The organism is Bowdeniella nasicola, from assembly GCF_001907295.1.
GTDB lineage: Bacteria > Actinomycetota > Actinomycetes > Actinomycetales > Actinomycetaceae > Bowdeniella > Bowdeniella nasicola.
The window spans coordinates 13,840-37,455 of sequence record NZ_MQVR01000001.1 but is presented as its reverse complement, the minus strand read 5'-3'; the positions used below and the strand labels follow the sequence as shown (position 1 = coordinate 37,455).

Annotated in this window: 20 protein-coding genes; 2 read left to right on the top strand and 18 right to left on the bottom strand. The window is 67.2% G+C overall.

Annotated elements, in window-relative coordinates; all coding sequences use genetic code 11:
* Positions 1–68: 68 nt before the first annotated feature.
* The 14 genes from BSZ39_RS00180 to BSZ39_RS13315 form a co-directional block, all read right to left on the bottom strand.
* Complete coding sequence (locus tag BSZ39_RS00180) at positions 69–1,544, bottom strand: basic amino acid/polyamine antiporter (protein WP_073715384.1); 1,476 nt, start codon at positions 1,542–1,544, stop codon at positions 69–71.
* 79 nt (positions 1,545–1,623) lie between these two features.
* Positions 1,624–2,571 (bottom strand): bifunctional riboflavin kinase/FAD synthetase, encoded by a 948-nt coding sequence (locus BSZ39_RS00175; protein WP_073715383.1) that lies wholly within the window; start codon positions 2,569–2,571, stop codon positions 1,624–1,626.
* Positions 2,568–3,452, bottom strand: coding sequence for a tRNA pseudouridine(55) synthase TruB (gene truB, locus BSZ39_RS00170; RefSeq protein WP_073715382.1), 885 nt, complete (start codon positions 3,450–3,452; stop codon positions 2,568–2,570). Before truB ends, BSZ39_RS00175 begins: the two co-directional genes overlap by 4 nt.
* On the bottom strand, positions 3,445–3,873 hold the full coding sequence (rbfA, locus tag BSZ39_RS00165) for a 30S ribosome-binding factor RbfA (RefSeq protein ID WP_073715381.1): 429 nt from the start codon (positions 3,871–3,873) through the stop codon (positions 3,445–3,447). Before rbfA ends, truB begins: the two co-directional genes overlap by 8 nt.
* A 10-nt stretch (positions 3,874–3,883) precedes the next feature.
* Complete coding sequence (locus tag BSZ39_RS00160; protein ID WP_073715380.1) at positions 3,884–4,363, bottom strand: response regulator; 480 nt, start codon at positions 4,361–4,363, stop codon at positions 3,884–3,886.
* Positions 4,364–4,366: 3 nt separating this feature from the next.
* A complete protein-coding gene (locus BSZ39_RS00155; RefSeq protein ID WP_073715379.1) occupies positions 4,367–6,271 on the bottom strand; it encodes a sensor histidine kinase in 1,905 nt (634 codons plus the stop codon).
* Positions 6,268–7,683 carry an SLC13 family permease gene (locus BSZ39_RS00150; protein WP_073715378.1) on the bottom strand — a complete coding sequence of 472 codons (1,416 nt, stop codon included), beginning with the start codon at positions 7,681–7,683 and terminating at the stop codon, positions 6,268–6,270. Before BSZ39_RS00150 ends, BSZ39_RS00155 begins: the two co-directional genes overlap by 4 nt.
* A gap of 194 nt (positions 7,684–7,877) precedes the next feature.
* Positions 7,878–8,108, bottom strand: a complete 231-nt coding sequence (locus BSZ39_RS00145) for a hypothetical protein (RefSeq protein WP_143180294.1) — start codon at positions 8,106–8,108, stop codon at positions 7,878–7,880.
* Positions 8,109–8,303: 195 nt separating this feature from the next.
* Positions 8,304–8,654, bottom strand: a complete 351-nt coding sequence (locus tag BSZ39_RS00140) for a hypothetical protein (protein ID WP_073715376.1) — start codon at positions 8,652–8,654, stop codon at positions 8,304–8,306.
* Between the two features lie 24 nt (positions 8,655–8,678).
* A complete protein-coding gene (locus BSZ39_RS00135; protein WP_073715375.1) occupies positions 8,679–9,254 on the bottom strand; it encodes a hypothetical protein in 576 nt (191 codons plus the stop codon).
* A gap of 157 nt (positions 9,255–9,411) precedes the next feature.
* Positions 9,412–12,234, bottom strand: a complete 2,823-nt coding sequence (infB, locus tag BSZ39_RS00130; protein WP_073715374.1) for a translation initiation factor IF-2 — start codon at positions 12,232–12,234, stop codon at positions 9,412–9,414.
* A 136-nt stretch (positions 12,235–12,370) separates the two neighbouring features.
* Positions 12,371–12,655: a YlxR family protein gene (locus BSZ39_RS00125; RefSeq protein WP_083602803.1), complete on the bottom strand. Its 285-nt coding sequence runs from the start codon at positions 12,653–12,655 to the stop codon at positions 12,371–12,373.
* Between the two features lie 35 nt (positions 12,656–12,690).
* Complete coding sequence (nusA, locus tag BSZ39_RS00120) at positions 12,691–13,665, bottom strand: transcription termination factor NusA (RefSeq protein ID WP_073715372.1); 975 nt, start codon at positions 13,663–13,665, stop codon at positions 12,691–12,693.
* Positions 13,666–13,750: 85 nt separating this feature from the next.
* Positions 13,751–14,209, bottom strand: coding sequence for a ribosome maturation factor RimP (locus tag BSZ39_RS13315; protein WP_073715371.1), 459 nt, complete (start codon positions 14,207–14,209; stop codon positions 13,751–13,753).
* 99 nt (positions 14,210–14,308) lie between these two features.
* Here BSZ39_RS13315 and BSZ39_RS00110 point away from each other — a divergent pair, with 99 nt between their 5' ends.
* Positions 14,309–15,166 (top strand): serine/threonine-protein kinase, encoded by an 858-nt coding sequence (locus BSZ39_RS00110; protein ID WP_143180293.1) that lies wholly within the window; start codon positions 14,309–14,311, stop codon positions 15,164–15,166.
* Positions 15,167–15,201: 35 nt separating this feature from the next.
* Here BSZ39_RS00110 and BSZ39_RS00105 read toward each other — a convergent pair whose 3' ends face one another.
* Together BSZ39_RS00105 and BSZ39_RS00100 are read right to left on the bottom strand one after the other, a co-directional pair.
* A complete protein-coding gene (locus BSZ39_RS00105; RefSeq protein WP_073715369.1) occupies positions 15,202–16,998 on the bottom strand; it encodes a proline--tRNA ligase in 1,797 nt (598 codons plus the stop codon).
* A gap of 26 nt (positions 16,999–17,024) precedes the next feature.
* Positions 17,025–17,531, bottom strand: a complete 507-nt coding sequence (locus BSZ39_RS00100; RefSeq protein ID WP_073715368.1) for a hypothetical protein — start codon at positions 17,529–17,531, stop codon at positions 17,025–17,027.
* A 252-nt stretch (positions 17,532–17,783) separates the two neighbouring features.
* Here BSZ39_RS00100 and BSZ39_RS00095 point away from each other — a divergent pair, with 252 nt between their 5' ends.
* Positions 17,784–21,440, top strand: coding sequence for a S8 family serine peptidase (locus tag BSZ39_RS00095; protein ID WP_073715367.1), 3,657 nt, complete (start codon positions 17,784–17,786; stop codon positions 21,438–21,440).
* Positions 21,441–21,541: 101 nt separating this feature from the next.
* On the opposite strand, the gene BSZ39_RS00090 is transcribed toward BSZ39_RS00095, so the two are convergent.
* Positions 21,542–22,438 carry a GNAT family N-acetyltransferase gene (locus BSZ39_RS00090; protein WP_073715366.1) on the bottom strand — a complete coding sequence of 299 codons (897 nt, stop codon included), beginning with the start codon at positions 22,436–22,438 and terminating at the stop codon, positions 21,542–21,544.
* A complete protein-coding gene (gene ispG, locus BSZ39_RS00085; RefSeq protein WP_073715365.1) occupies positions 22,439–23,581 on the bottom strand; it encodes a flavodoxin-dependent (E)-4-hydroxy-3-methylbut-2-enyl-diphosphate synthase in 1,143 nt (380 codons plus the stop codon).
* Positions 23,582–23,616 lie beyond the last annotated feature (35 nt).

The following is a 23,616-nucleotide window of genomic DNA, read 5'->3' as shown; positions in this document are numbered from 1 at the left end:
CCAGGTTACCACGCGCCTGCCGCCTCCTGGGAAGCGAAGCGGAGCGCTACGCGTGTGCGATGGGACACCTAGAAGCTGGCGCGTCCCATCGCGAGCATCCAGACAAACAGTGCGGTACCGACAATAAGGACGGCGAGCACGGCCCATTCGAAGGGCTTAAAAACTTTTCGGTGCTGCGCTTCACGACGCGCAAGCACGTACAGCGGCGTGAGGACGAGGTAGGCGGTGATCGAGCCGAGGAAGTAGGCCAGTCCCCCGGCATAGATCAGCCACAGGCCGTAAATCGTGGCGAGCACACCGATGACGACGTCGCGCTTGCGCACCTGCTGCGCATCGGCCTCCGATTCCTTCAGCGAGGACGTCAACTGGAACAGCGCGACGAGGGTGTAGGGAATGAGGAAGACGCCCGAGGCGAGCAGGATGAGGAACTCGTAGGTTTTTTCGCTAAACGCCGTCCACAGCAAAACGATCTGGACGCAGATATCCGACAGCCACAGCGCAATGCGGGGCGTGCCGTGCGAGTTGAGCGCACCGATGCGGGTGGGAATGACGTTGTCGGCCGCGGGGATGCGCAGGATTTCGGTCGCGAGCAAAATCCACGACAGCAGCACGCCAAGCAGCGAGATCGTGAGACCCGCGGCGATGAATTTCGCTCCCCACGGCCCGACGACGTGGGCGAAGACGCCCGCGAGCGACGGGTCGCGCACGGCGGATAGTTCGGTCTGGCTCATGACGCCGTAGGACAGCAGGTTCACCGCGATGAGCAGCGCGAGCACGAACAGGAACCCGAGGACCGTCGCGCGCCCGACATCACGGCGCTGGCGCGCACGACGGGAGAAGATCGACGCGCCCTCGACGCCCGAGAACACCCACACCGTAATGAGCATCATCCCGACGATCTGCGCCATCGGGCTGCCGAGCTGCGTCGTCGACGCGAAATCATCGGTCGAGACGACCGTACCCTCGCCCCAAAAATCGCGGGTCAAAAAGCCGATCTTGAACGAGAAGAAGCTGACGACGATGAAGACGATGAGCGGGACGACCTTCGCGATCGTCACGATGACGTTGACAATCGCCGCGGTCTCCACGCCCCGCAGCACGAGGTAGTGCACGACCCACAGCAGCGCGGAAGCACAGGCGATTGCGATCGGCGTATTGCCGCCCTCGAACGCGGGGACGAACGTGCCGATCGAGCTCATCAGCAGTACGAGGAAGCCGACATTGCCGATCCACACGCCGATCCAGTACCCCATCGCGGCACAGAACCCGACGTAATTACCGAACCCGGCGCGCGCATAGCCGTAGACGCCGCCGTCGAGCCGTGGCAGGCGCATCGCGAGTGACTGGAAGGACAGCGCGAGCATGAGCATCCCGAACCCTGTGATCGCCCAGCCGATGAGCAGCGGGCCGGGGGCCGCGGCCCGCGCCATCTGCGAGGGCAACCCGAAGATGCCACCGCCGATCATCGAGCCGACGACGAGCGCCGTCAGCGCGGGCAGCGCCAGCCCCTTCAGCCGTTGCGTCTCCCCCTGCTCGCGTGTCATGAGGCCATACTATCGCGCGAGGCCCGCTCGCCGCGGCCAATACCGTCGGCGCTGCGTTATTCGGTCGCGGAGACGAAAACTATTTCGCGGTTACGCTTGCCGGATCGACGCGGCTGGCACTCGGCACGCCAAGGATGCGCGCCGTCGTGGCAAGATCGCGGTCCATCTCGGCCAGCAGCGCGTCGAGCGAGTCAAAGCTCGCCATCGCACGGATCCGCTCGGTGAACTCAACCTGCACCGTCTGCCCATAAATATTGAGGTCGCTGCGCCCGAGCACGTGCGCCTCGACGGTGCGGCGCTCCCCGTCGAAATGCGGGTTCGTGCCGACTGAGATCGCGGCGGGCAGTGGGCGCACCACGCCGTTATCGCACAGCACGAGCCACCCGGCATACACGCCGTCGGCGGGCACGACGCCGACGCCCTTGGCGTGGACGTTCGCCGTCGGGAAGCCGAGTTCGCGACCGCGCTTCAGGCCGTGCTCGACCTCGCCGCGCACGCGATGCGGCCGGCCCAGCACGTAGGCGGCCTCGCGCACGTCCCCGGCGAGCAGCGCCTCGCGCACCCACGTGGAGGACCAGCGTCGCCCGGTCTTCGGATCGTGCAGGTCGCTCACGATCCGCACATCGAACCCGAGATCGGCGCCGAGCGAGGCCAGGCACTGCGCATCCCCCGCGTTGCCCGCCCCGAAACGCACGTCTTCGCCCTCGACGACGCAGGACGCGGCAAGCCGCTCAAGCAGATACGTCTGGACGAATTCGCGCGGGGACTGCGCGGCAAAACCGAGCGAATAGGGCACGACGTCGACCTCATCGACGCCGAGATCGCGCAACAGGTCGATGCGGTGCTCGAGCGTCGTGACCTCCGTGAGGTACGCGTCCGGCCGATGGACCTTGACCGGATGGGGGTCAAACGTCATGACGATAAGCGGGATGCCACGCGCATCCGCCTCGGCGCGCGCGGCGGCGAGCACCGCCTGGTGGCCGCGGTGCACGCCGTCATACATGCCAATCGTGACGACGCTGCTCATTGCGCCTCCATGACGAGCACGGGCCGGGTGCGCCCCTCGCGCACGGTGACGACGGCGATGAGCGATCCTGCATGGGCGGCCAGCGCGAACTCGCCGGCGAAGTCGCGCGGCGCGATAAACCGCCCCTGGGCGAGATCCTTCGCCTCGCCATCATCGACCTCGCACACCGGCAGGACGCGGCCCATGACGCCAAGCGGTTCGAGCAGTTCGGGCGCCTCGAGCTCGCTCGCGTCGGCGAGCGTGAACGGCCCGACGGACGTGCGCTCAAGGCGCGTCAGGTGTCCGCCGACGCCGAGCGCTTCGCCCAGGTCGCGCGCGATCGCGCGAATATAGGTGCCCGACGAGACCCGCACGCGCACGTCGAGATCGACGACGCCACCGCCGCCCGCGCCCGTCGCCGGCGTCGGACCGGAGAGCACCTCGAGCTCGTGGATCGTCACGGGGCGCGCGGCGATCTCGACGTCCTCGCCCGCACGCACGCGGTCGTAGGCGCGTTTGCCGTCGACCTTGATCGCCGACACGCGCGTCGGCCGCTGCATGATCTCGCCGCGAAACGCCTGAAGCGCCGCCAGGATCTGCGCATCGGTCACGCGGAACGCGTCCGTCGCGGCCATGAGTTCGCCCTCGGCGTCGTCCGTCGTCGTCGCCTCCCCCAGGCGGATCGTCGCGGTATACGCCTTATCGAGCCCGACGAGGTACGTCAGCAGCCTCGTGGCGCGCCCCACCCCGGCGATGAGCAACCCCGTCGCCATGGGATCGAGCGTGCCCGCATGCCCGACCTTGCGGGTAGCAAGCGAGCGCCGCAGCGCCGCGACGACGCCGTGGGAGGTGGGACCGGCGGGCTTGTTCACGAGAACAAACCCGCTGGGGCCGTTACTCATCGACGCGCGGCTTGCGGTAGGGATCGGGGTCCCCCGCATACGTTTTGCCGCTCGCCTGCTGGGCGATCTCGGCATCGGCGGCCGCGGCGCGCTTGATCGCATCGTCGATCGCGGCGGCCGATTCCGGCAGCGCGTCGGCGATGAACTCGATCGTCGGGGTCAGCCGCACGCCGGTGCCCTTGCCGACCTCGGAGCGGATGAGGCCCTTGGCGGATTCGAGCGCGGCCCGCGTTCCGGCCTGCTGCTCCTCGTCGCCAAAAACGGTGTAGAAGATCGACGCGTGCTGCAGATCGCCGGTCATCCGCACATCGGTCACGGTGACGAAACCGAGCCGCGGGTCCTTGATGCGGGTATCGAGGAGCTTCGCGACGATGACTTTGATGCGTTCGGCAAGCCGACGGGCGCGTTGTGGATCAGACATGGTCTCAAGGTTAGTAGCGGGCGCGAAGCGAGTCCATTGCGCGAACCGCGTCGAGGATTGTGAGGTGCGGCAGCGGGTCGAGCTTGGACGCGATGACGAAGTCGGTCAGCTGCTCACGCACGACGGCGAGCAGGTCGTCGGGCTTCCACGGTTTCGCGATGTAGTGGTCGAGCCCCGCCTGGTTCACGGCCTTGATCGTGTCACCCTGATCGGCCTGGCCGGTCACCAGCACGGTGCGCGCGGGCCCCGTGCGCGGATCGGACTGCATCTGAACGAGGAAATCGACGCCGCTCGTGCCGGGCAGGCGGTGATCGGCGAGCACGAGGGCGAGCACATCGCCGTCGGCGTCGATCTCGCCGACGACCTCCCACGCGTCGGGCACATCTTCGGCAAATTCGACGCGCGCGACCTTCGCGACGGACGCCAGATCCCGCCCGAGGGCGGCGCGCACCTCCGCTTCGTCTTCCAGCACGATGATGGCTAAACGCATGGCTTACTCCTTGGTTGCGGGTAGATCGACGATGACGATGGTGCCGCCAGGGGCGGACTCGATATCGATCTCGCCGTCGTGCTCGTGCACGATGTGGGCGGCGAGACCGAGCCCCAGCCCGAGGCCGAAGCGGACCGTGCCGTGCTTCGTCGTGAAATGGGGTTGGAAGACTTGCGGGAGGACCGAGGCTGGGATGCCGGGGCCGTTGTCGGCGATGGTGACGCGCACGTGGTCCTCGCCGTGGTCGAAGGCGGCGATGGTGACGCGGGCGCCGCCGGCCGGCGGGTGATCGGCGAGTGCCTCGGCGGCGTTGACGAGGACGTTCGTCCAGACCTGGCCGAGCTGCGAGGGGTGCCCGGCGATGCGGCGCGTCGCGCGGTAATCGCGGTCGATCTCGACGTCGCGCAGGCGGTGGGAGACGAGGTGGAGCGTGTCGTCGAGGGTCTCGGCGACGTCGATGTCAGCGACGATCTCGTCATCGGGCCGGGCGTAGGAGCGCAGCGACGTGACGAGCGTCGTGATGCGGCGCGTGGCAACCGAGATGCCGCGCAGTTGGGCGCCGATGCGGCTGGCGAGTTCGAAGCGGTCGACGCCGGCCTCCCCTTGCGCAAGGACCGCGCGTGCCTGCGCGGGGCCCGTGATTCCGGCGGCGACGAGCCGCCACGCGGTTGCTTGATCGGTGATCGCCTCCAGCTCCCGCCGCAGGCGTCGCTCCTCGGCCGTCGAGCGCGGGGAGCGCGTGCGAGCCGATTCCATCATCTCGGTGAGGAACGCCGCTTCGGGGTGCGAGCCGAGCAACTCGGTGAGATCCCCAGCGAGGTGATCGGCCGAACGGGTGAGCGCCGCGACCGGATTGTTGAGCTCGTGCGCGAGCCCGGCGGCGAGCTCGCCGAGCGTGGCAAACCGCGCCTGCGCGATGAGCTCCAGGCGCGCGGCCTCCAAATCCTTCAGCGCCCGCGCGAGCGAGGCCCGCTCCTTTTCCAGCTCGATGTTCAGATCATTGCGCTCCACCTGCAGCTGTTCGCTGCGCAGCAACCGCGCCGCAAACCCGCGAATTGCGACGGCCGCGAGCGCCGCGCCCACCTCCGGGTCGAGCGCGAGCGCCCGGTCGAGCTGCTCGATCGACAGGTGAATGACGACGACGTCCGTCGTGGTCGTCGACGTGAAAAACGCCTTTTGCGAACGCGACAGGCTGAGCAGCCCTACGACGGGCCCCGTCGACGCATGATGCAGCAGCAGGTCCTCGGCCTCGGTGTGCCGGGTGAGGGCGACGCGCCCGGATAGGACGACGAAAACCCCGTCGACGCTGCGCCCCTGGCGGGTCAGTCGCACCCCCGCCGGCAGGTGCAGGCGCGGCCGCGGCCCGAGCGCCCGCTCGATCGCGGCGACGAGCTCGCCTTCCACGACGTGCGAGGATGCCTCCATATCGCGCAGCAGTTCCGAACGCGGCGCATCGGCCGTCGGCGAGGCGGCATCAGCATCGAGCACCGGCAGCGCCCCCGGGTGATGCAGCCGCAGCCAGCGCGCGATCTGGGAGGACGCATGCTGGCCGAGGAACCCCTGCGTCATCGGCAGGGCAACAAACGCGTCGATCCGCCCCTCATCGACCGCCCGCGCGACATCCGCATGCTCGCCCGAGGAAATCAGCAGCAGCACGCGTGCCCCGCGCAGCCGCCCGATCGCCGCGAGCGCATCGATGCGTTGATCGATGGGGCCGGGCCCCGGCAGGACGACGACGAGCGGCACCTCGAGGTCATTCGGCAGCTGCTTCTCAACCGCTCCAACCCCGTCGAAGAGCGAAATCTCCGTCCCCTCATCGACGACGCGAGCGAGCTCACCGCGCACCTGATCGGCGAGCTCTCCTCCCCCGACGACGACGACCCGCAGCGGGCGCAGCGCACCGGTCATAGCACGCCCAGCGTCGTCCAGAACCAGGGCATGACGAAGGCGAGCAGGACGGCACCGGCGACGCCGACGATGACGCCGACGAGCGCCATGTACTTGGTCGACACCTCGCCGGTCGCGTAGGCGATCGCGTTCGGCGGCGTCGAGATCGGCAACGACATGCCAAGCGAGCACGCGAGCGCAATGATGACGCCGACCTGCACGATATCGAGCGAGATCGACGTGCCCAGCCCGAGCGCGAGCGGAATAAGCAGGTTCGCCGCCGCCGAGTGCGAGATGACGTTCGACATGCCCAGCCCGAGCCCCGCAAGCACGACGACGAGCGCCGTCACGCTCATCGCGGTCCAGTTCACCGACCCGAGAAGCCACTTATCGAGCCCCGTCGCGCCGACGCCGACGCCGAGTGCGATACCGCCGGAGACGAGCCACAGCACGGGCCATTGCAGCATTTTCAGGTCATCGCCGGTCATCACCTGCGTCGCGAGCAGCACCGCGACGGGGATGAAACCGACGACGTTCGAGTTGATCCCGTGCAGCGGCTCGGTCATCCACAGGGCAACGGTCAGCCCCGCGACGACGTAGTAGATCCGCGCGGCCGCGCTCCGGTCGAAATCCGAACGCAGCGCAAGCTCAATATTCGTCCCCTTCGGGATGAAGAACGTGACGAGCACGAACCACCCGATCGCGAGCACGACGAGCATGAGCGGCACGGCGAGCATCATCCACTTGAGGAACGAAATTTGGATGCCGTTGGCGGCGAGCGCACCGAGCGCGATCGCATTCGGCGGCGTCCCGACGGGCGTACCCATGCCGCCAATATTCGCCGCGACCGGGATCGACAGCGCAATCCCAGCCCGCGCCTTCGCATCGGTCATCACCGCAAGAATGGGGATGACGACGGCAAACATCGTCGCGGTCGTCGCGGTATTGGACATGAACATCGACAGCACCGCGGTGATCGACATGAGCCCGAGTACCGTCATCCGCCCCGAGCCCTGGAACGGTTTGAGCATGACCGCCGCGAGGTTCTTATCGAGCCCGAACTTCGCCGCTCCGTCAGCGAGCAAAAACCCGCCGAGGAACAAGATGATGACAGGATCGGCGAGCGCCGCGAAATACGCCTTCGCGCCGAGCGCCCCCTCCCCGACGGGGAACAGGCCCGTCGACGACACGGTGAGCACCTCGAGCAGGATGACGAGCCCCGCGGTCGCGACGAGCGGGATCGCCTCGGTCACCCAAAAGACGATCGCAAGCAGGAAGATCGAAAGCATCCGCTGCGCCTCGGGGCTAAGCCCGGGGATCGGGATGAAGAAGGGGAGGAAAAACGCGAGGGCGCCGACGATAAGGCCGACGAGCTGGAGCGTTGTGGGTCGTTCGAGCCGAACGACGGGGCGGGTTTGTACCGATGTGGGCATCAGGTCTCCGTTAGCGGTCTGGCCGGGCTTCCTTGTTCGGCTGGCCGACGCTACACGTCTGCCACGTCACTATTTTAGGCTGCCCGACGCACCAAATCCGGGCCCTTTGACCCGGCGGCTGCGCATCCACGTCCAAGCAAGTTATCCACAGGCGGGATGTACCCCCTTAGCGCGATCGCGTCGGCCACGCTCTACTAGGAAGCCCTGAGCTCCTCCCCCGCCCCCACCTCGCCGCACCCCGCACCGACGGATCTCGCACCCGGCACGAACTCGAAGTCGCCCACCGCCACACGACCGTCGCACTGACCTCCCTCGTCGCCCACGTCGAGAACGAACGCAGCGGCCAACGCGGCACCTCGACGTCGCAGATCATCAGCGAAATCTGCCAGCTGCCGACCAAGGAAGCCGACCGCTTCGTCAAGCACGCGAGCCGCCTTGCCCGCTTTCCCGACGTCGTTCACACACTCGCAATCGGCTACATCTCCGAGGCCAACGCGAAAACGATCTGCCACACCGCCGACGAATGCTGGCCGTTCCTCGACGAGATTGACCTGCAGGGCGCCCGCACCCGCGCGCAGCAGGACGAAAAGATCAAACAGCTGTCGGACGCGAAGCGCTTCTTAGTCTTTGAGGGCGACGACGTGCGCGGTTATTCGATCCGCGGCCACCTGCCGGGCAGCCAGTCGGCGCCGCTGCTGGAGGCGATTGAGCGGGAAGCGACGAAGATTTGGCGAATGAAACGCCGACGTGGTGAAGCCGTGCCGGGTGAGGCGACGCGCAACCTCGACGCGCTGGTGGCGATCGCTCGCCGCACGAACCCGAACCCGCCGCCCGACGCGGGCCCCACTCCGGACAGCGGCCCTAATTCCGGCCCCGTCGCTCCCACCCGCAACGTCGGCCCGCACCCGAAACTTCCACACGGTGAGCTCTCGCACGACGAACTGCCACTCGAAATCGAGCCCGACGCGCACGTGCCAACTCCCGCACCAGACACGTCAGCCGCGCCCGGCACCGCCACCCCGCGGGCCACGCCCGGCCAGGCCAAACCGCACGCGACACCGGAGTACGAAGATCCGCGCCGCCGCCTCGTCGGCCCCGCGAAGCATCGGCGGAATCACCGGCGACCACCGGCAAAACGCCGACGCCTCGGGATGCCAGCTGCCGTCGTTCTCCCGACCGATGTACCCGGTAAAACACGCGCCCCGGTCGCTCACGACATGCAGTGCATACGTCGGCGCCGATTCGCCTTCCTCACCGATATCCTCCCGGTGCGCGGCGACGCACCAGCGCAGCCCAGCCTCGTCCTGAATGACGATCATGAACTCGCGTGCCGGCTCATACTCCGTTCCCAGATCGACTGGCACCCAACCGCGGTTTTCGCTCGGCGCAGGAATGCGCGGCACATCGACGACGACGGCCTCGTCATACGGCTGCGCCCCAACGTCGGGCAGCACGACGTAGGACGCGCCAACCGACGGATGCCGGAGCGCGGGCGTATCGGTCAGCAGCTCGACGGTCGTGATCGCCGCCATGGCATCGACGCGCGAGCGCAGCCGGTCATCGTCGCGCACTGGTACGGATCCTCGGGATGGCGACGGAAGTAGAGACAAGTTCCATGGCAACAGGCCTTTCGTAGCGAACAGACCCGGATAGGGAAAGGGCCGGTATTCCGTCAACGGGAATACCGGCCCGCTGCCGTCTATCGTGTCGAGTCGATCTCGACGGTGGTTAGTCGCGCTTCTTTTCGCGCATCTCCCACGTCTCGATGACGTCGCCCTCGGCGATGTCCTTGATCGCGCCCAGGCCGATACCGCACTCGTAGCCCTCGCGGACTTCGGTGACGTCGTCCTTTTCACGACGCAGCGACTCAATCTTGAGGTTATCGGCGATGACGATGCCGTCCCGCAGCAAGCGGGCATGGGTGCCGCGCTTGATGGTGCCGGAGCGCACGATCGAACCCGCAATGTTGCCGAACTTGGAGGAGCGGAAGATCTGGCGGATTTCCGCCGTTCCCAGCTGCGCCTCTTCGTAAATCGGCTTGAGCATGCCCTTCATCGCGTTTTCGATGTCCTCGATCGCCGCGTAGATGACCGAGTAGTACTTGATCTCCACGCCCTCGGCATCGGCCAGTTCGCCCACGCGCTCGGCGGGACGAACGTTGAAGCCGACGATGACCGCGTTGTCGACGGTCGCAAGGTTGACGTCGTTTTGCGTAATCGCACCGACGCCGCGGTGGATGATCCGCAGCTGGACTTCCTCGCCGACATCGATCTTGAGCAGCGAGTCCTCCAGCGCCTCGACGGCACCGGACACGTCGCCCTTGAGGATGAGGTTGAGAGTCTCGACCTTGCCTTCCTTCAGGGCGGCGTCGAAGTCCTCCAGCGAGATCCGCTTGCGGCGCTTGGCCAGCAGGGCGGCACGCTCGGCGGCCGCACGCTTGTCCGCGATCTGGCGGGCAGTGCGATCATCGGGGGCGACGATGAACGAGTCACCGGCGCTCGGCACGCTCGTGAGGCCAAGGACCTGCACGGGGCGCGACGGGCCCGCTTCGGCGACGTTTTCGCCGTATTCGTCGAACATCGCACGCACGCGACCGAACGCACTACCGGCGACGATGGAATCGCCGACGGTGAGCGTACCGGACTGGACGAGCACCGTCGCGACCGAACCGCGTCCCTTATCAAGGTTCGCTTCGATGGCGACGCCGCGGGCGTCCTTATCCGGGTTCGCGGTGAGCTCGAGGGCCGCATCCGCGGTCAGCAGGACGGCCTCCAGCAGGTCATCAATGTGCAGGCGCTGCTTGGCAGAAACCTCGATGCACATCGTGTCGCCGCCGTACTCTTCCGGTACGAGGCCGTACTCGGTGAGCTGGCCCTTGATCTTGTCCGGGTTCGCCTCGTCGCGGTCGATCTTGTTGATCGCGACGACGATGGGAACACCGGCGGCCTGCGCGTGGTTGATCGCTTCGACGGTCTGCGGCATGACGCCGTCATCGGCCGCGACCACGAGGATCGCGATGTCCGTGACCTCGGCACCGCGGGCACGCATGGCGGTGAACGCCTCGTGACCGGGTGTGTCGATGAAGGTGATCATCTTGTCGTCGCCCTCGTGGTTGACGCGCACCTGGTAGGCGCCGATGTGCTGCGTGATGCCACCGGCTTCGCCTTCGACGACGTTCGTCTGGCGGATCGCATCGAGCAGCTTCGTCTTACCGTGGTCGACGTGGCCCATGACCGTGACGACCGGCGGACGCGGCGGCAGCTCTTCGCCCTCTTCCTCGGCCGCTTCCGTGTCGAGGTCAATATCGAAGGCTTCCAGCAGCTCGCGGTCCTCGTCCTCCGGGGAGACGACCTTCACGACATAGCCGAGTTCGGCGCCGAGGGCCTGGAAGGTGTCCTCGTCGACGGACTGCGTCGCGGTCACCATCTCACCGAGGTGGAACATGACCGTGACGAGCGAGGCCGGGTTGACGTTGATCTTGTCAGCGAAGTCCGTGAGCGATGCGCCGGCGCGGATCCGAATCTCGGTCGTGCCGTCGCCGCGCGGAACCTGGACGCCGCCGATCGACGGCGCGGACTGCTGCTCGAACTCTTGGCGCTTGGCCCGCTTCGACTTCCGGCCGCGGACGCGACCGCCGCCGCGTCCGAACGCACCCTGCGTCGAGCCGCGACCACCGCGACCACCGCGGGAACCGCCGAAGCCGCCACCGCAGCCGGGACCGCCACCCGGGCCGCCACCGCGACCGCGGCCACCACGACCGCCGCCGCCGGGCTTACCGGAGGCACCGGGGCGCGAGACCGCCGACCGGTCGGGCATCATGCCCGGGTTCGGACGGGGGCCGGGAGTCGGGCGCGGACCACCCGAGCGCTGCTGGGAGCCGCCGCCCGGACGCGGGCCGCCGCTACCACCGGGGCGCGGCATGCCCTGCGAGGAGCTGAACGGATTGTTGCCGGGGCGCGGACCGCCCGAGCGCTGCTGGCCGCCGCCACGCTGACCCGGACGCGCCATGCCTTGCGACTGGCTGTACGGGTTGTTGCCGGGGCGCGGTCCACCGGGCTTGGGAGCCTGGGAGCGCGGTGCGCGGGCGCCGGGCTTCGGCGCCTTGAACTGGACGTCATCGCCCTTGGACTCGCCCGCCGCGTCGGCGGGCGTCGGGGCCTGCGAAAGATCGGCCGGGCTCGGCGCTGCGGGCTTCGCAGCCCCCGGCTTTGCCGCCGGCTTCGCCGAATCGGCCTTGGGCGTAGGCTTGGCTGGCGCCGCAGCCTTATCCGCCTTGGCATCCGACGACTTGGCGGCCGGGCTCGGCGCGGCCGGCTTCGCCGGTCCGGGCTTCGCCCCGCCCTTGGGCTTGGCGGCAGCCTTCGGCTTGCCCTCACCCTCGGGCTTTGATTCTTGCTTCGGGAACGCATCGCGCACGCGCTTGGCCACGGGGGGCTCCACCGTCGACGATGCGGTTTTCACAAATTCACCGAGCTCGCTTAGCTTCGCGAGCACGGTCTTGCTGTCGACACCGAGCTCTTTAGCGAGCTCGTGGACACGCAACTTTGCCACATTTCTCCTGTCCGGGTCCGTTCCCGCACAGGAAACAGACCGCTAGTTGTGCTGGCAGCTCATCGCTGGGTACTCATCGGGTGCCCATCGGCTTCCAACCCGCTTTCCTGGTCTGAGGCCTTGTCAGGCCGTTTCTTTACTGGGTGATCTCGTCGATCGCGAGCACCTGGGTCCGAAATGCGCGGCTCATGCCACGGTTTCGGAGTGCTGCTTGCCGACATGTCTCATCCGGATGCAGCCACGCCCCGCGGCCTGAGGCCGCTGCTTGGGGGTCATAACAAGCTCTGCCCTCGCGGAGCACGAACCGGATCAGTTGATCACGTGGAGCGCGCGTCCTGCATCCGACGCAGGTGCGTTCGGGCACATGGACGACATCACTCACCGGGACTACCTTAACGCCTTTGGCTACGCGATGCCGCATTCAGGTGGCATTCGGCCCCGGATGCGTGAGCGGACTCACCCCTGCTGGGGCTCGTTATCGGAGCGGATATCGAGTTTCCAGCCGGTGAGGCGATGGGCCAGGCGAGCGTTTTGCCCTTCCTTGCCGATCGCGAGCGACAGCTGATAGTCCGGCACGATCGCGATCGCGCGATGGCCCTCCTCGTCGATCCGCACCTCTAAGACCTTCGCCGGCGACAGCGCGGCCTTGACGAACTCGGCGGGATCGTCGGAGTAGTCGACGATGTCGATCTTTTCGTTGCGCAGCTCGCTCATGACCGCGCGCGCCCGCTGTCCCATCGGGCCGATGCAGGCACCCTTGGCGTTCAGGCCCGGCACGTTCGAGCGGACCGCGATCTTGGAACGACGCCCGGCCTCGCGCGCGATCGACGTGATCTGCACATCGCCCTTGGCGACCTCGGGGCATTCATGCGCGAACAGCTGGCGGACGAACTCCGGGTGCGTGCGCGAGACGATGATCTGCGGGCCCTTGCGGCCGCGCCCCACCTCGACGACATAGGCGCGCAGCCGCTCACCGTGCTCGTAGGTCTCCCCCGGCACCTGCTCGTGCTCGGGCAGGATCGCCTCGACGTCGCCCAGGTCGATCGAGATATGGCGCGTGCGATGGTCGTGCTGGACGACGCCCGAGACGAGCGTGCCCGCGCGGTCCTTGTAGACGCCGAGCACCTGGGAGTCTTCCGCGTCGCGCAGCCGCTGCACGATGACGGAGCGCGCCGTCTGCGCGGCGATGCGCCCGAAGCCCTCCGGCGTGTGCTCGAATTCGCCGATGATCGTGCCCTCATCGTCGTACTCGGGTGCCCACACCGCGACCTTGCCGGTGCGCCGGTCGATTTCAATGCGGGCCCCGCGGACCGAGTCCGGCAGATGGAGGTAGGCCGTCAGCAGCGCCTCCTCGATCGCCGAGATGAGCACATCCAGCGAGATCTCAAGGTCGCTCTCGACGACCTTGAGTGCACTCATATCGATATCCACGGCTAACTCCTTACCTACGCGCCGGGCACGAAAAGCCCGGTGTGTTGCCTCATCTTACGGTCTTGTGGGGCGAAGCGCGCCCAATTTACATGCTGATGCGTACGCGCGCCTTGCGCAGCTCATCCAGCGGGATCGTCTGGGTTTCGCCCCCGACGTCGATCGTCACGCTCGCGTCGGCATCCGAGGCGTCGACGACTCGCCCGACCAACTTCTTATCGTGGTGGATGAACTCGATCTCGTGGCCCTGCGTGCGACGGAAGTGGCGCGGCGTCGTGAGCGGACGCGTGATGCCCGCGGTCGAGACCTCGAGCGTGTAGGCGCCCTTGATCGGATCGTTGTCGTCCATCAGGGCGGAGATTTCGCGGGAGACGTCGGTGAGCGTATCCGAATCGACCGAGCCGGGCCCGTCGGGCAGATCGACGGTCACACGCAGAAGGCTCTTTTTCCCCGCGGGCGCGATTTTCACGTCTTCGACGATCAATCCGGCGGCCCGGGCGACGGGCGCCAGGAGCTCTCGCAGCTCGGCTTCTCGTGAACCGGTCATGAGTGAACCCTCCGTGTGTAGTTGTATCGAACGCCATGGTATCAGGGGCGACGGCGCTGCTCGCTGGCAGATTCGGCTCGCTGTGGCACGCTTAATAGCGTGCTGCGACGTCTGATACCTCTGCTTGCCGCGGCCCTCCTGCTGACCGGGTGTGGGCTGCGAATCGATAGTGCTCCCCCGACGCCCGATACGCCGTCGGCGACGGAGATGGCGCGCCAGCGGGCAGCGATCGCCCTGCAGGCGCTCGCCGATGGGGATGCGGCGACGTTTGGCCCGGTCGCCGAGTCGGCCGCGCATGCGAAGGAGCGCGCGGACCTGCTCGGGGGCGTGTGGCAGGCGTGTCCGCAGGGCGCGACGGAAACGGCGTGTGCGGCACTGCCGTCGGCGCCGGCGATCCCGCGGGTGGCCAGTGAGGCCGACGCACAGGTGCAGGCGCGCGAGGCGGTCGCGGCGCTGCGTGAGCTCGCCGCGTGCGACTCCCCCGGCGGGATTGTCGCGAGCGGAATCCTGCCCGCGCTGCACGCCGAGCTGCCGGCCGACGTCACCGCGCCGAGCGAATCCGAGTCGAGCGGCGCGGCACTGCCCGCCTGGGGCGAGGGCAAGTGGACGACGTCGCCCGAGGTCATCGGCGCCCTGGATTGGGGTGCCTGGCAGATTGAGGCGCTTGCCGCGCGCACCGAGGACAACGCCAAGCTGCGCGAACTCGTCCGCCGCTACCGGGCGGCTGCCCATGCGCCGGCCGTCTCCGGCGCCGCGGACGTACGTCCGCCGGCCACGCATATCACAGAGCAATTGTCGCTTCCCGAGATTCTGGAGCGCACCGCGCACCGCGTCGCAGCCGAACTGCCGCGGCTGCCCGTCGCCGAGCGGCTCGCGGCCCTCAGCTACCTGATCGAGACGTCGCAGCAACTGCGCACAGCGGGCGGCACACTGCCCGCGAGCTGGCTCGCGAACTAGCCCGACGCGCTCACGACCCGCCGCCGCGCGGCGAGTTAGGCGTCGGCGTCGAGCAGCTGCGCCGTCAGCTCGTCGGTGATGAGCTGCGAGGCCTCCGCAATGTCGAGCTCGCGTTTCTCCCCCGTCACGCGGTTGCGCAGTTCGACCGTGCCCTCGGCAAGACCGCGCCCGACAACAAGGATGTTCGGCGCGCCGAGCAGTTCCGCGTCGGCGAACTTCACACCGGCCGACACCTTGGGGCGATCGTCGTAGATGACGTCGAACTGGGCATCGTCGAGATCCTCGGCGAGCTGGGTCGCCGCCTCGAAGATCGCCGGGTCCTTGCCGGTCGCGACGATGTGGATGTGCGCGGGCGCGACCTGGATCGGCCAGGTCAGGCCGTGCTCGTCGTGGTATTCCTCGGCCAGCGCCGCGACGATGCGCGAGATGCCGACGCCGTAGGAACCCATCGTGACGACGCGAGCCTTGCCGTTTTCGTCGAGCACGGAAAGCCCGAGCGCCTTCGCGTACTTGCGGCCGAGCTGGAAGATGTGTCCGATCTCGATGCCGCGTGCGAGCTCGAGCGGGCCGGAACCGTCGGGGGCCGGGTCGCCCTCGCGGATTTCGGCCGCCTCGATGCGGCCGTCGACGTCGAAGTCGCGGCCGAACACGTTGTTGATCGTGTGGTAGCCGCCCTCGTCGCCGCCGGTCGCCCACGCGGAGCCGCGTGCGACGCGCGCGTCCATGAGGTAGGTGATGACGGAATTGCCGTCCTCGTCCTTGCGGCCCTGCGGCCCGATGTGGCCGGTGCCGATGAAGCCGGGGACCAGCTCGGGGTAGGCCTTGAAGTCGTCCTCGCTCGCGGGCTCGACCTCGGCGGGGACGAGCGCCGCCTCCACGCGCTTCAGATCGACGTCGCGATCGCCGGGCAGGCCGACGACGAGCAGCGATTCGCCCTCGGTGGGGTGCGTGACCTTCAGGACGACGTGCTTCAGCGTGTCGGCCGCGCTCCAGCCCTGCTCGCGCGCGGCCTCGGCGTTCAGTCCGTCGACGAGCGTCGCGATCGTCTTCGCGCCGGGCGTGTGAATCTGCGCGGGCGCGGGCACGTCGGAGAAATCGACGTCCTCGGGCGTCGGGGTCTGAATCGCTTCTGCATTCGCGGTGTAACCGCCGGGCGAGCGCACGAACGTGTCCTCACCGATCGCCGTCGGGAAGAGGAACTCTTCGGATTTCGAGCCGCCCATAGCGCCGCTCATCGCCTCGCAAATGACGTAGTCGAGCCCGAGGCGCGTGAACATCTTTTCGTACGCGACGCGGTGGCGCGAATACGCGGCGTCCAGTCCCTCGTCGTCGATATCGAACGAGTAGGAGTCCTTCATGACGAACTCGCGGCCGCGGATCAGCCCGGCGCGGGGGCGCGCCTCGTCGCGGTACTTCGTCTGGATCTGGAAGATCGTCGCGGGCAGATCCTTGTAGGAGGAGTACATGTCCTTGACGGCGAGCGTGAACATCTCCTCGTGCGTCGGCGCGAGCAGGTAGTCGTTCTCGCGGCGATCCTGCAGGCGGAACAGGTTCGGCCCGTATTCCTCCCACCGGTTGGTCGCGCGGTAGGGCTCGGCCGGCAGTAGCGCAGGGAAATGCACCTCTTGGCCGCCGATGGCTTCCATCTCTTCGCGCACGATCGCCTCGACCTTGCGCAGCACCTTCAGGCCCAGCGGGAGCCACGTGTAGATTCCCGGGGCAGCGCGACGAATGTAGCCGGCGCGCACGAGCAGCTGGTGGCTCGCCACATCGGCGTCGGCGGGGGTCTCTCGCAGGGTGCGAAGGAAGAGTTGCGTCAGTCGAGTCATCACGAAAAAGACCTTACCGAATAATGCCCCTACATGGGACGACGCTGTGCGCCCGCGGCGGGGCGCAGCGAGAGGGTCTCGACCTGCCACGCCGGCCGGGCGTGCGCATCCCCATCCCCGACGGGCGACTCCGCATCCCCGACGCACGCACCTGCCGGCGAGACGCGCACGGTCATGTGCAGCGCGAGGTACTCCCCTGCCGCGTCGCCACCGTCCCGATGCTCGACCTCGCCACGCACGCTCGCAATCTCATCGCGCCAGGTCACGTGCGCCCCGAGCAGTTCGTAGTGCGCGCCTGGCCGCGACACGCCCGGATCCTCGTCCGGCGCACCGGAAACCGCATCCGGTGCATCCGTCGCCTGTGCCTCCTGCCGCGCTCGGGCACGGTCCACGCGCTCTCGCAGCGCGGGGGAAGCCGCAACGAGAGCCGCGACGCGATTGGGCACGACGCCGCGCTCGAGGTCATCGAGCGAGCCGAGTACCTCGGTGGTCAATGCGATGATCTCGGCAGCTGTCAGTCGGGCTTGAGGATTCATACAAAAATCTTACGGATCTCGACAAGCGTTCGCACCCGGTTAGGGTGACCCGAGCCACCTGTTTGCCCGATAATTATCGACAAAACTCGCTCCTGCGTCAGCGGCAAAAGACCCTGTAACGATGATGAGTAGATCCTAGTAATGCCCGCCAAAATCCGAACGATTTGCCAACTCGGCACCTTTTTATGCATAGGATGACCAAGGTCGAGTGATGCTCGACACGTCTTATACCCCTCATGATTAGGACTGCCCATGCCAGGTAGATACACCAGTCGTGCGGTCGCGATTCCCGCTGGCTTCGCCGTAGCGCTATCGCTCGCCGCACCCGTTGTCGCCGCACCGTCTCCCAGCCCAGACGTCTCTGAGCTGAAGGCCGCGGTCGCCAACATCAAGCCGGGACCGTCGTCAAAGATCATCTCCAACCTCGACAAGGGTCGCGTCTATGCCTTCGTGCAGGTCGCGGCCCGTACTGTTGTGGACGCGACCGATGCGGGCGAGAAGGCCTCCGTCGCTAAGAAGAAGGTCGAAGCCAAGGCGAATGAAGTGGCCAAGGCGCTGACTGATTCCAAGGCTCAGGTGCTGTACACGACGACGAACGCGATCTCGGGTTTCGCCGTCCAGGCTGATGCCGACGCGCTGACGAAGCTCGCCGAGCGCGACGATGTGGTGGCGATCCGCCCCCTCACGATGCGCACGCCCTCGAACTCCGGCACCAACCAGCTGACCAAGGCCCTTGATGCGTGGAAGTACTCCGGCGCGACCGGTGACGGCGTCACGATCGCCGTGATCGACTCCGGCGTCGACTTCACGCACAAGACGTTCGGCGGTACTGGCGACTACTCGCCCTACGCCGCCGCGGAAGCTCGCACCAAGGCCCCCGAGTGGCCCATCGGAAATGTTATCGGCGGCTGGGACTTCGTTGGGGAAGAGTACTCGCCGTCCGGTGGCCTGGGATCGAACAAGGCGGTCCCGGATGCAAACCCGATCGATATCGCTCCCGAGGTCTGCAACGCTGACCCGCAGATCCGTCGCTCCGGTGGCCACGGCACGCACGTTGCCGGCACCGCCGCGGGCATGGGTGTCACCGCTGAAGGCGAGACCTTCGCCGGCGACTACTCCAAGCTCACCGGCGAAGAGATGGACACCTTCAAGGTTCCGCCGGGCTCCGCGCCCAAGGCTGAGATCCTCGCGTTCAAGGTGTTCGGCTGCGCCGGCTCGACCGGTTACGTTCCCGCCGCGCTCGACGAGCTGCTCGCGAAGAACGAAGACGGCTCCTACAAGTGGCCGAAGGTCGACATCGTCAACATGAGCCTTGGCGGCATGTACGCTCCGGCTGGTGATCCCGAAAACCTCATCGTCGATGTCCTGTTCAAGGAGCGCGGCATCGTCTCCGTCGTCGCCGCTGGCAACGACGGTGATATGTATGACATCGCCGGCTCCCCCGGCAACGCGGTCACCGCGCTGACCGTCGCGAACTCCACCAACGGTATCTCCTACTTCGACGCCGCGGACTTCACGATGGGCAACAAGACCGAGAAGTTCACCGGCCAGTACTCCGTCGAGTACGAGTGGAAGTCCGACACCGTCGGCCCGCAGGAGATCGTCGCCCTCACCGGCGATAACTCCGAGGCGTGTGAGCCCCTGTCGGCGGACGACGCCGCCAAGGTTTCCGGCAAGGCTGTCCTCATCGACTGGAACGAAAAGCCGGCCCTCAAGTGTGGCTCCGCCGCACGCTTCAACAACATAGCGGCCGCTGGCGGCACCGGTGTCGTCCTGAAGTCCGCCGTTAACACGTTCGAAGCCGGCATCGCCGGTAACAAGACCATCCCCGGCTTCCAGCTGACCGCGACCAACACCGAAAAGGTCGTTGCCGCGCTTGCCGAAGGCCCGGTCTCGGTGACCTTCAACAAGAATGGCATCGGCTCGGAGAAGGTCTTCTCGGAGACCGACGCCGACAAGCTCAACCCGTCCTCCTCGCGCGGCGTGCACGGCACCTACGGTGTCGTGAAGCCCGACGTGGCGGCCCCCGGCACGCAGATCGTCTCTGCGGGCGTTGGTATGGGCACGGGTTCTGCAACGCTCACCGGCACCTCGATGGCGACCCCGCACGTCGCCGGTGTCGCGGCGCTCGTTCGGGAGTCACACAAAAACTGGAACGCCACCCAGCTGAAGGCTGGCATCATGAACACCGCGTTCCACAACATCACCGACGGCACGAACGTCTTCGGCCCGCAGCGTGTCGGTGCCGGCCGCGTGGATGCCAAGGCTGCCGTCGATAACGGCGTCGTGATGTTCGACTCCAAGGCCCCGTCGCTCGCGTCGGTCACCTTCGGTGTCGTCGAGTTCGGCCAGAAGGGTTACCAGGCCGAGCGCAAGGTCACCATCCAGAACACCGGTAAGGACCTTGCCGCGCTGGAGCTCGACTACAACGAGGTCACCTCGGTTCCGGGCGTGAAGTACTCGGTCAGCCCCGCCTCCGTGCAGGTGCCGGCCGGTGGCCAGGTCGAGGTCACGGTCTCGATGAACGTCGACGCGAAGGCCTACAAGAAGGCCATCGACCCGACGATGAGCCTGAAGCAGAAGCCTGCTCAGCTCGGTGGCCAGGAGATTCCGCGTGAGTTCCTCTCCACCCCGGGCGGCGTCCTCGTCGCCAAGGATAGGGGCGCTCCCTTGGGCGGCGAACTGCGTCTGCCGGTGTCCTCCACCGTCAAGCCCGTCTCCGACCTGAAGGCGACCGCGACGCTCAATGCGGACAACACCGGTGAGCTGAAGTCCGACGGCGAAATCTTCGCCTACCCCTCGGCGCACAAGGGCATCGTCAACGACTTCCTGCCCATCGCGCTGCCGATGGAATTCGTGGCCTCCTCGCCCGAAAAGGTCGTGGCCGATGAAGACGCAGAATACGCTGACCTGTTGAAGTCCACGGACATCAAGCGCGTTGGTGTGCTCTCGAACATCGCGGCGATCCGCGACGGCGGCAAGGCCGAAGATGCTCAGGTCACCGTTGGTCTCGAGACCTACGGCGCCTGGCCCGTCTCCCCGGCTGCCCCCGGCTACCTCACCCTCCAGGTTGAGGCGAATGGCAAGAAGTTCGTCGTCGAGGCCATGCGTCTGCGCGGCTCCGATGTGACCGTCGTGGCCGTCTTCGATGAGTCCGGCAAGAACACCGGCCTGAACTTCGTCAACCAGGTCCCCGGTGGCGCGCTCGATACGAACACCTTCGACAGCGCCGTGATGACCCTGCCGTTCAGCCTGAAGTCCGTCGGTTTCTCCGAGGAGGACATCATGGCTAAGGACAAGGATCTGAACCTGAAGGTTCGCGCCGTTGGCCACTCGTGGTACGCCTCGGCCTCGAAGGACGAAGGCCTCGCCGTCGGCGAGACCGACGCCGTGAACTTCGAGTACAACGCTGGCAAGCCGCGCATCTCCTTCGGCTCGAGCCTCGGAGTCTCCGGCCTCGACCTGAGCGTCGATGGCCTGAAGATTCCGTTCACCGTCAACACGACGGCTCAGGGCGCTGGCCAGAACGCCACCCAGGCGAACGGCGACGACAAGTTCGACATCCTGTACTTCCACTTCCACAACAAGGTGGGCGAACAGACCGAACTGCTGGCGCTTCCGACTCCGGGCGAGCCCACGGAGGAACCCACTGAGGAGCCGACCGAGGAGCCCACGGAAGAACCGACCGAGCAGCCCACGGGCGAGCCGACCGAAGAGCCGACCGAGCAGCCCACGGAACAGCCCACTGAGCAGCCGACCGGCAAGCCCACGGGCGAGCCGACCGCGAAGCCGACTGATCCGGGCCGTCCGGGCCTTCCGATCACCGGTGGTGAGGTGACGGGTCTGATCCTGTTCGCCACGGTCCTGCTTGGCGGAGGCGCACTGCTCATCCGCCGCAAGATGGCCTAGCCACTAGCGTGCTGACCTAGCGGTTGACACGGAGAGGGCCGGAACTCGCAGCTGCGGGTTCCGGCCCTTCTCGTTGTCTGCGCGCGGATACGGCGGGGCGACTAAAAGAGGATCGTCGCGAACGTGCAGTGCTGCGTGAAACCGCAGTTGTGATAGACGCGCATCGCGGGCGTGTTGTAGGCGTTGACGTACAGGCTTACCGTCGGCGCATGCAGTTCCTTGGTGAGCTCGCAGACGCGGGCCATGGCGCGCGTTCCGAGGCCGTGGCCGCGGCGCTCGGGGTCGACCCACACGCCGTGGATCTGGGCGACGCCGCCCGCCAGCACGCCGACTTCGGCGGTGAACAGCACGGGGGCGTCCTCGCCCTCCCCCTCGGTCATGACAAAGGTGCGGCCGGCGCTGATCTGGGAGCGGATGTGGTTTTCGTAGCCGGAGCCAAACCGGCGCGGATCGTAGCCAACTTCCTCGGTGTACATCGCGATCGCGGCGGGGATGATGCGTGCGGCGTCGGCGTCCGTCGCGATACGCACGCCCGGCTCAGAGGCGACGGACGGCGTGTCGGTCTGGACGAGGACGTGCTGGTCGAAGCGCTCATCTCGCTGCGCCGTCCACATCGGTTTGAGGCGGTCCCACAGGTCGCGCACGAGATCGACCTCGCCGACGATCGAAGAGCAGCGCCTGCCGCGCTTGGCCGCGAGGGCCGCGAACTCCTCGATGGCGTCGGGCGCCCCCAACGGGATAAGGTTCGCCCCAGTCCACAGGGCCGCGTCGGCGACGGGCCCGTCGGGCGTCGAGATGATGCGGGCGTACAGCTCCCCGTAGGCGGCGTGGCGTCGGCCCAATTCGTCGACCTGCCGCCGCACCATGACCGAGACGATCGGGTCCTGCTCGCACAAGTCGACGACGGCGCGCCGTAGCGAGACGTCTTCGGCGCTAATTCGCCGAATTCCCGTCGCACCGGAGCGCCGAGCGACCCGGCCCAGCGCCCGGCTAAACATTTAGGACACCGTGACGGACGGGGCACCTGATGCTTCCCCTTCGGCCTCCATGCGCTCAGCGATGCGCTGCGCCTCGGCGATGAGGGTGGGGACGATCTCGGACTCGGGCACCGTCGAGATGACTTCGCCCTTGACGAAGATCTGGCCCTTGCCGTTGCCGGAGGCGACGCCGAGGTCGGCCTCGCGGGCCTCGCCCGGGCCGTTGACGACGCAGCCCATGACGGCCACGCGCAGCGGCACGGTGACGTCCTTCAGGCCCTCGGTGACCTCTTCGGCGAGCTTATAGACGTCGACCTGGGCGCGGCCACACGACGGGCAGGAGACGATCTCGAGCTTCTTCGGCCGCAGGTTCAGCGACTGCAGGATCTGGATGCCGACCTTGACCTCTTCGACGGGCGGGGCCGACAGCGAGACGCGGATCGTGTCGCCGATGCCCTTGCTCAGCAGCGCGCCGAACGCGACGGCGGACTTGATCGTGCCCTGGAAGGCGGGGCCGGCCTCGGTGACGCCGAGGTGCAGCGGCCAATCGCCACGCTCGGCCAGCATCTCGTACGCCTTGACCATGACGACGGGGTCGTGGTGCTTGACGGAGATCTTAAAATCGTGAAAATCGTGTTCTTCAAACAGCGACGCTTCCCACACGGCGGACTCGACGAGCGCCTCGGGCGTGGCGGCGCCGTATTTTTTCAGCAGGCGCGGGTCGAGCGAGCCGGCGTTGACGCCGATGCGGATCGACGTCCCGTGGTCCTTGGCCGCCTGGGCGATCTCCTTGACCTGGTCGTCGAACTTGCGGATGTTACCCGGGTTCACGCGCACGGCAGCGCAGCCGCCCTTGATGGCCGCGAACACGTAGCGCGGCTGGAAGTGAATGTCTGCGATGACGGGGATCGTCGACTTCTTCGCGATGATCGGCAGGGCCTCGGCGTCGTCGGCGCTCGGGCAGGCCACGCGCACGATATCGCAGCCGGCCGCGGTGAGTTCCGCGATCTGCTGCAGCGTCGCGCCGATATCGGTCGTCTTCGTCGTCGTCATCGACTGGACGGAGACGTGCGCGTCACCGCCCACCTCAACGGAACCCACCTTAATCTTGCGGGTCTTGCGCCGCGGCGCGAGCACCGGTGGGGCCTCTTTGACGGAGGGCATGCCAAGCGAAATGGGGGTAGTCACGGCACTAGATT

Excerpts from the sequence above, each read along its gene's own strand:
- BSZ39_RS00175 (WP_073715383.1), bottom strand. The coding sequence starts at position 2,571 with ATGAGCAGCGTCGTCACGATTGGCATGTATGACGGCGTGCACCGCGGC.
- BSZ39_RS00150 (WP_073715378.1), bottom strand. The coding sequence starts at position 7,683 with ATGCCCACATCGGTACAAACCCGCCCCGTCGTTCGGCTCGAACGACCC.
- BSZ39_RS00125 (WP_083602803.1), bottom strand. The coding sequence starts at position 12,655 with ATGCGGCATCGCGTAGCCAAAGGCGTTAAGGTAGTCCCGGTGAGTGAT.
- ispG (WP_073715365.1), bottom strand. The coding sequence starts at position 23,581 with ATGCCCTCCGTCAAAGAGGCCCCACCGGTGCTCGCGCCGCGGCGCAAG.
- BSZ39_RS00095 (WP_073715367.1), top strand. The coding sequence starts at position 17,784 with ATGCCAGGTAGATACACCAGTCGTGCGGTCGCGATTCCCGCTGGCTTC.
- BSZ39_RS00160 (WP_073715380.1), bottom strand. The coding sequence starts at position 4,363 with ATGCGTTTAGCCATCATCGTGCTGGAAGACGAAGCGGAGGTGCGCGCC.
- BSZ39_RS00180 (WP_073715384.1), bottom strand. The coding sequence starts at position 1,544 with ATGACACGCGAGCAGGGGGAGACGCAACGGCTGAAGGGGCTGGCGCTG.
- truB (WP_073715382.1), bottom strand. The coding sequence starts at position 3,452 with ATGAGTAACGGCCCCAGCGGGTTTGTTCTCGTGAACAAGCCCGCCGGT.
- BSZ39_RS13315 (WP_073715371.1), bottom strand. The coding sequence starts at position 14,209 with ATGACCGGTTCACGAGAAGCCGAGCTGCGAGAGCTCCTGGCGCCCGTC.
- BSZ39_RS00100 (WP_073715368.1), bottom strand. The coding sequence starts at position 17,531 with ATGAATCCTCAAGCCCGACTGACAGCTGCCGAGATCATCGCATTGACC.
- BSZ39_RS00155 (WP_073715379.1), bottom strand. The coding sequence starts at position 6,271 with ATGACCGGTGCGCTGCGCCCGCTGCGGGTCGTCGTCGTCGGGGGAGGA.
- BSZ39_RS00090 (WP_073715366.1), bottom strand. The coding sequence starts at position 22,438 with ATGTTTAGCCGGGCGCTGGGCCGGGTCGCTCGGCGCTCCGGTGCGACG.
- rbfA (WP_073715381.1), bottom strand. The coding sequence starts at position 3,873 with ATGTCTGATCCACAACGCGCCCGTCGGCTTGCCGAACGCATCAAAGTC.